This is a genomic window from Mesorhizobium sp., from assembly GCF_041661565.1.
Classification (GTDB): domain Bacteria; phylum Pseudomonadota; class Alphaproteobacteria; order Rhizobiales; family Rhizobiaceae; genus Mesorhizobium.
Genome location: NZ_JBAZUD010000060.1, coordinates 22,894 through 29,236 on the forward strand (window position 1 = coordinate 22,894; position 6,343 = coordinate 29,236).

The window sequence follows — 6,343 nt, forward strand, 5'->3', positions numbered from 1 at the left end:
AGCGCTAGGTCCCGCGCGGCTTGGCCCGGGCGGTGGCGGCGGCGAGCAGAGGATTCTCCGGCCAGACATGCCTGGGATAGCGGCCGCGCATGTCGGCGCGCACCTCGGCCCAGGAGCCGCGCCAGAAGCCGGGCAGGTCGCGCGTTGTCTGGATCGGCCGGTGGGCCGGCGACAGGAGTTCGAGCGTCAGCGGCACGGTGCCGTTGGCGATCGAGGGATGGCGGTCGAGGCCGAACAATTCCTGCACGCGCACCGCCAGCACCGGCCATTCGCCGTCATAGCGGATCGGCACATGGCTGCCGGATGGCGCATCGAAATGGGTTGGCGCCAATGTGTCGATCCTGCGCTGCAGATCATGCGGCACGAGCGTGGCCAGCCCGGCCGAGACGGTGCCCGCATCGATAGCGGCAAAAGATGCCGCGCCGGGCAGGAACGGCAGCAACCAGTCGTCGAGGCGATCGATGAGGGCGGCCTCCGCCATATCGGGCCAGGGCGCGCCAAGGCCGCGATGCAGCCAGCCAAGGCGCTGGCGCAGCGTCTGCGCCTCCTTGCTCCAGGTCAGCAGCGACAGCCCGTGCTCGCGCAAGGCGTCGAGGATTGCGTGGTCGGCGTCGGCGCCGGTCGGCGGCGGCAGCATGCGCTCGGCCAGGGTGATGGCGCCAAGGCGCACGGTTTCGCGCACGCGCACCGCGCGCTTCTCGCGATCGAAGCTGGTTTGCCTTCGCGTCTCGATCCTGTCGGCCAGCGCGGCCCGGATATCCTCCTCGCCGATCGGCGCCGCTGCCACGATGCGCGCGTTCTGCGCCTTGCCCTGCAAGTCGGCGACCACCAGAAACGGCTCGCCCGCCAGCGGATCGGCGGCGTCGACCATGGCGCCGGAGCCGTTGGCCAGGACGAAGCGGCCACGCTCGCCACGCGCCTTTGCCACGCGGTCTGGCCAGGCGTGGATGAGCAGGGCGCCGGCACCCTCCCCCTTGTGGGGAGGGTCGGCGAGCGAGCCTTGCACGGCAAGGCGAGGGAGACGGGGTGGGGGTGCCGCCCCCAGCCCACCCCCACCCCGCTCCGCTTCGCGGATCGACCCTCCCCACAAGGGGGAGGGTGAAGAAGAGGCAGCCTGTCTGGCCAGCCGCCCGGCGAGCTGCCGCGCGGCTGTGGCACGCGGCGATCGTTCGGACCGAAACCTGCCCAGCCGCCGCTCCAGATCGGCGCCGTCGCCGCCAAGCCCGCGTTCCGTAAGCAGCACCGCAAGCATCGCCGCCTCGGCGGCATGGCCGCTCCCGGCCGCCTCGGCGACCATGTGCGCCAGCCGCACCGGCAAGGCGAGCCTGCGCATCGACGCCCCCGCCTGCGTCAGGCGCCCCGTCTCGTCGATGGCATCTAGCGCCCGCAGCAGAGCCCTTGCCTCGCTGAGCGCCGGCGCGGGCGGGGCATCGAGGAAGGCAAGGCGGGCGGGATCGGCGACGCCGAAGGCCGCACAATCGAGAAGCAGGCCGGACAGGTCGGCTTCGAGGATTTCCGGCGGCGTGAAGGCGGGCAATGCCGCCGTCTGCTCGGCCCGCCACAGCCGGATGGCGACGCCTGCCTGCGTGCGCCCGGCACGGCCGGCGCGCTGGTCGGCTGAGGCCCTGCTGACGCGCACGGTTTCCAGCCGGGTCAGTCCGCTGGCCGGCTCGTAGCGCGGCACCCGAGACAGGCCGGAATCGATGACGACGCCCACGCCGTCGATGGTGATGGAGGTCTCGGCGATCGAGGTCGCCAGCACCACCTTGCGACGACCCGCGGGCGCCGGCTTGATCGCCGCGTCCTGCGCCTTGCCGTCGAGCTGGCCATAGAGCGGGACGATGTCGGTGTCGGCGCCGACCTTGCCCGCCAGCCGCTCCGCGGTGCGCTCGATCTCGCGCTGGCCGGGCAGGAAGGCGAGCACGCTGCCGCTCTCGTCGGCAAGCGCGGAGCGGATGGCCTTGGCCATGGCGTCCTCGACGACTACCCCCGCCGACCGTTCGTCGTAACGGATATCGACGGGGAAGGCGCGGCCCTCGCTCTCGATCACCGGCGCGCCGGACAAGAGCTTGGCGACGCGCGCGCCGTCAAGCGTCGCCGACATCACCAGCACGCGCAGGTCGGGCCGCAGCGCGCCTTGCACGTCGAGCGCCAGCGCCAGGCCGAAATCGCCATCGAGCGAGCGCTCGTGGAATTCGTCGAAGATGACCGCCGAGACGCCGGGCAATTCGGGATCGTCGAGGATCATGCGCGCCAGCACGCCTTCGGTGACGACAAGGATCCTCGTCCGGGCGGAGGTGCGGTTCTCCATGCGCATGGCGTAGCCCACAGTGGCGCCCGGCTCTTCGCCCAGCAATTCAGCCATGCGGCGCGCCGCGGCGCGCGCGGCGAGCCGGCGCGGTTCGAGAAGCACGATCTTGCCGGCACCCAGCCAGGCCGCATCGAGCAGCGCCAGCGGCACCAGCGTCGTCTTGCCGGCGCCGGGCGGCGCCACCAGCACGGCGCTGTTGCCATGGCCGAGCGCTTCGCCCAGCGCCGGCAGCACGGCTGACACCGGAAGCTCCGGCAAGGGTCTCGTGGTCATCGCGTCCGCATATCAGCGGTCGCCATGGCCGTGCAACCGGCTCAAAGCCTGGTGCGCGAAAATGGGTTCCAGCGCACCGTGCCCAGCCTTGCCTCCTCGCGCACCATGGTCAGCAGGCCGGAGCCGCCGACGACCGCGAGGCCGACCAGCGACAGCCAGTCGGGATATTCCTGGAAGAACAGCGCGCCGAGGATCACCGCCCAGACGATCTGCGAATAATGCGTCGGCGCGACGCGGTTGGCCGGCGCGTATTTGGCCGCCAGCAATTGCAGCAGCTGTCCCCCGGCGGTGAAGGCGCCCGCCACCACCAGCCACACCAGCTGCCTTGCGTCGGGGAGGGTGAACGAGGTGGCGGCGGCGCCGATGCCGTTGAACAGCAGCCCATAGCCGACCAGCACGCCCAGCATCGTGGTGCGTTTTTCCTCCTGTGCCAGTGACCGCATCAGGATGACGTTGGTGGCTGCCAGGAACGCGATGGTGAAGGCAGCGAGATGGCCAAGATGCAACTCGCGGAAACCCGGCCTGACGACCAGCATGACGCCCGCGAAACCGCAGACGACCGCCAGCCACCGCCAGGGCCCGACCTTCTCCTTGAGAATGATGGTGGACAGGATCGTGACGCACAGCGGCGCCAGGAACACCAGCGCATAGACCTCCGCCAGCGGAATGGTGGTGAAGGCATAGACGCTGAGCACGCCCGAGGCGATGCCCGCCCAGGCGCGGACCTGTACCGCCCAAGGCCGGTTGGTGCGCCAAAAGTCACGCCAGCGCTCGTTGGCTGGCCTGCTGAAGAACAGGAAGCAGCCGGCGAACAAGGTCGAGAAGAAGCCGATCTCGAACACCGTGAACTGCCCGCCCAGGCTTTTGACAACGGCATCGCCACACGAATAGCTTGCGTAGGCGATGAGGGCGAGCAGGATTCCGTTCGTCACGTGTTTCCGTTCCGGGGAGAGAAGCTTGAAGATACTGGCCCTCGGCGCGCATCCTGACGACATCGAGATCTTCATGTTCGGTACGATGGCCGCCTATGCGGCGCAAGGCGCACAGCTTGATTTTGCCATAGCCACGGATGGCGCCAGGGGCGGCATGGGCGATCCCAGGGCGCTTTCCCGTGCGCGCCGGGAGGAAGCAAGCCAGGCGGCCGCCCTGCTCGGCGTCGAGCCACGCTTCCTCGACTTCCCCGATGGCGCGCTGGTGGCCGATGCGGGGCTGATCGCGGCGCTCAAGGCGCTGATCGCCGAGATCGGTCCGGATCTGGCGATCACGCATGCGCCCAACGACTATCACGGCGACCACCGCGCGCTGTCGGACGGCGTGCGCATCGCGGCGTCGTTCGCCGTTCCGGTCCTGCATGCCGACACGATGGGCGGCACCGGGTTTGCCCCGACGCATTATGTCGATATTTCCGCCCATGCCGCCATCAAGGCAAAGGCGATCCGCATGCATCAGTCGCAGGATCCGGACCGCTTCGTCGATGTCGCGCGAACGCAGAACGAATTTCGCGCCGGTCAGTGCAACGGCGTGCCGGGCTCACTGGCGGAAGCGTTTCGCTTCGAGCCTGCCTTTCCTTTCGCCGACATCCGCGCGCTGCTGCCGCCGGCGCCGCCGATCCGGACAGTGATGGTGAGCACCAGACGGGTCGACTGACGCGCGGTTCATTCGCGAGGTTCGTTCTTTTCACAATAGTTTCAGAGGCCTGCCCCGGCATGGTGCGGCGCAGCGACGAATTCACTTGCCATGTTTAGTAAAAATTGCATCACTAAACAAATTACTAAACATTCGCGACGCGGCGCGCCGCCATGTTTGGGCCCCTGAGGAGAGGGGTTGAAGGCTCTTGGAAGCGTCATCCGGGCGCGTTCCGCAAATGGGAGGAAGGCATGAAATCGAGCTTGAAACTGGCGTTGGGACTGGCCTCGGCGATGTTTGCGTCGACAGCCGTCTCGAACGTCGCGCACGCTGAAGACCTGACGCTGTGCTGGGCCGCCTGGGACCCGGCAAACGCGCTTGTCGAACTGTCCAAGGATTTTACCAAGGAAACCGGCATCGGCATGAAATTCGAATTCGTGCCGTGGACCAATTACGCCGACCGCTTCCTCAACGAGCTGAACTCGCATGGCAAGCTCTGCGACCTGATCATCGGCGACAGCCAGTGGATCGGCGGCGCCGCCGAGAACGGCCACTACGTCAAGCTGAACGACTTCTTCGACAAGGAGAAGATCAGCATGGACGACTTCGTGCCGGCGACCGTCGTCGGCTATTCGGAATGGCCGAAGAACACGCCGAATTATTGGGCGCTGCCGGCCATGGGCGACGTCGTCGGCTGGACCTATCGCAAGGACTGGTTCTCCAAGCCGGAACTGCAAAAGGAATTCAAGGAGAAGTATGGCTGGGATCTCGGTGCGCCGACCACCTTCGACCAGTTGAAGCAGATCGCCGAATTCTTCCAGAAGCGGCAGGTCGACGGCAAGACCGTCTACGGCGCCTCGATCTACACGGAGCGCGGCTCGGAAGGCATCACCATGGGCGCCATGGACGTGCTCTACAGCTACGGCTTCCAGTACGAAAACCCGAAGAAGCCCTACGACATGGAAGGCTTCGTCAATTCGGCCGACTCGGTGAAGGGCCTGGAGTTCTACAAGTCGCTCTATGATTGCTGCACCCCGCCGGGCGCGTCGAACAGCTACATGGGTGAAGGCGTCGATGCCTTCAAATCCGGTCAGGTGGCGATGCACATGAATTTCGCCTTCACCTGGCCGGGCCTGCAGAAGGACGAGAATGTCGGCGGCGACAAGATAGGCTACTTCGTCAATCCCAAGGGTCCCGGCGGCGCCCAGTTCGCCCAGCTCGGCGGCCAGGGCATCTCCGTGGTGTCCTATTCCGACAAGCAGGAGCAGGCGCTGAAATACATCAAGTGGTTCGCCAACAAGGACGTGCAGGCCAAGTGGTGGTCGCTCGGTGGTTATTCCTGCCTCAACGCGGTGGTGAAGGATCCGAAGTTCCCGGCGAGCCAGCCCTATGCGCAGACCTTCCTCGACTCGATGGCCATCGTGAAGGACTTCTGGGCCGAGCCGAGCTACGCGCCGCTGCTGCAGGCCTCGCAAAAGCGCTTCCATGACTATGTCGTCGCCGGCCAGGGCTCGGCCAAGGACGCGCTCGACGGGCTGGTCAAGGACTGGACGCAGGTCTTCCAGGACGACGGCAAGCTGTAACCGCAAGGCTCCTCCCGAGCCGGCCCCCCGGAGCCGGATGATTTCAGGCCAAACGACCTGGAACATCCGCCTCCGGGCCAAGTGAGGGTGAGAATGATGTCGTCCGAAACCGCTTCGCACTTTTCGGCATCATGCCCTGGTCCCGTGCCGCACTTGGCACGGAACGCGGTTCAGATAAATTCCATCACAGAGACGAGCTGAAGTGACCGAAGCAGGACTGACCATGCTCAATCGGACCGCGGAGAACGTTGCCCGGGCGACCCCGGAACCGTTGGCTCGCAAGGTCCGCGGCATCAGCGACAAGGGCCTGGCCTGGCTGTTCATCTCGCCGACGATCCTGTTGCTGCTCGCCATCAACATCTTCCCGTTGTTCTGGGCGATCTATCTGTCATTCACCAACTACCGGGCCAACCGTCCAAATGAAGTCGTGAAGAACCTCGGCTTCGCCAATTATCGGCGCATCCTCGGCGATAGCGATGTCTGGATCGCCATGCAGACGACGGCGCATTTCGTGTTCTGGACGATCCTCCTGCAGACGCTGATCGGCTTC

The 6,343-nt window shown here is 66.5% G+C and carries 5 protein-coding genes; 3 read left to right on the forward strand and 2 right to left on the reverse strand.

From position 1 onward, the window contains the following. Positions 1–4 precede the first annotated feature (4 nt). Positions 5–2,584 carry an ATP-dependent helicase HrpB gene (gene hrpB / locus WC739_RS12855; RefSeq protein WP_372953410.1) on the reverse strand — a complete coding sequence of 860 codons (2,580 nt, stop codon included), beginning with the start codon at positions 2,582–2,584 and terminating at the stop codon, positions 5–7. A 41-nt stretch (positions 2,585–2,625) separates the two neighbouring features. Then, positions 2,626–3,516 carry a DMT family transporter gene (locus WC739_RS12860; protein ID WP_372953411.1) on the reverse strand — a complete coding sequence of 297 codons (891 nt, stop codon included), beginning with the start codon at positions 3,514–3,516 and terminating at the stop codon, positions 2,626–2,628. Positions 3,517–3,541: 25 nt separating this feature from the next. Between WC739_RS12860 and WC739_RS12865 the strand changes: the two genes are divergently transcribed. From WC739_RS12865 to WC739_RS12875, 3 genes are all read left to right on the forward strand, one after another. After that, positions 3,542–4,231: a PIG-L deacetylase family protein gene (locus WC739_RS12865; protein WP_372953412.1), complete on the forward strand. Its 690-nt coding sequence runs from the start codon at positions 3,542–3,544 to the stop codon at positions 4,229–4,231. 230 nt (positions 4,232–4,461) lie between these two features. Next, complete coding sequence (locus WC739_RS12870) at positions 4,462–5,793, forward strand: ABC transporter substrate-binding protein (protein ID WP_372953413.1); 1,332 nt, start codon at positions 4,462–4,464, stop codon at positions 5,791–5,793. 223 nt (positions 5,794–6,016) lie between these two features. Next, positions 6,017–6,343: carbohydrate ABC transporter permease (locus tag WC739_RS12875; protein WP_372953415.1), on the forward strand; the 327-nt coding region annotated here is incomplete at its 3' end.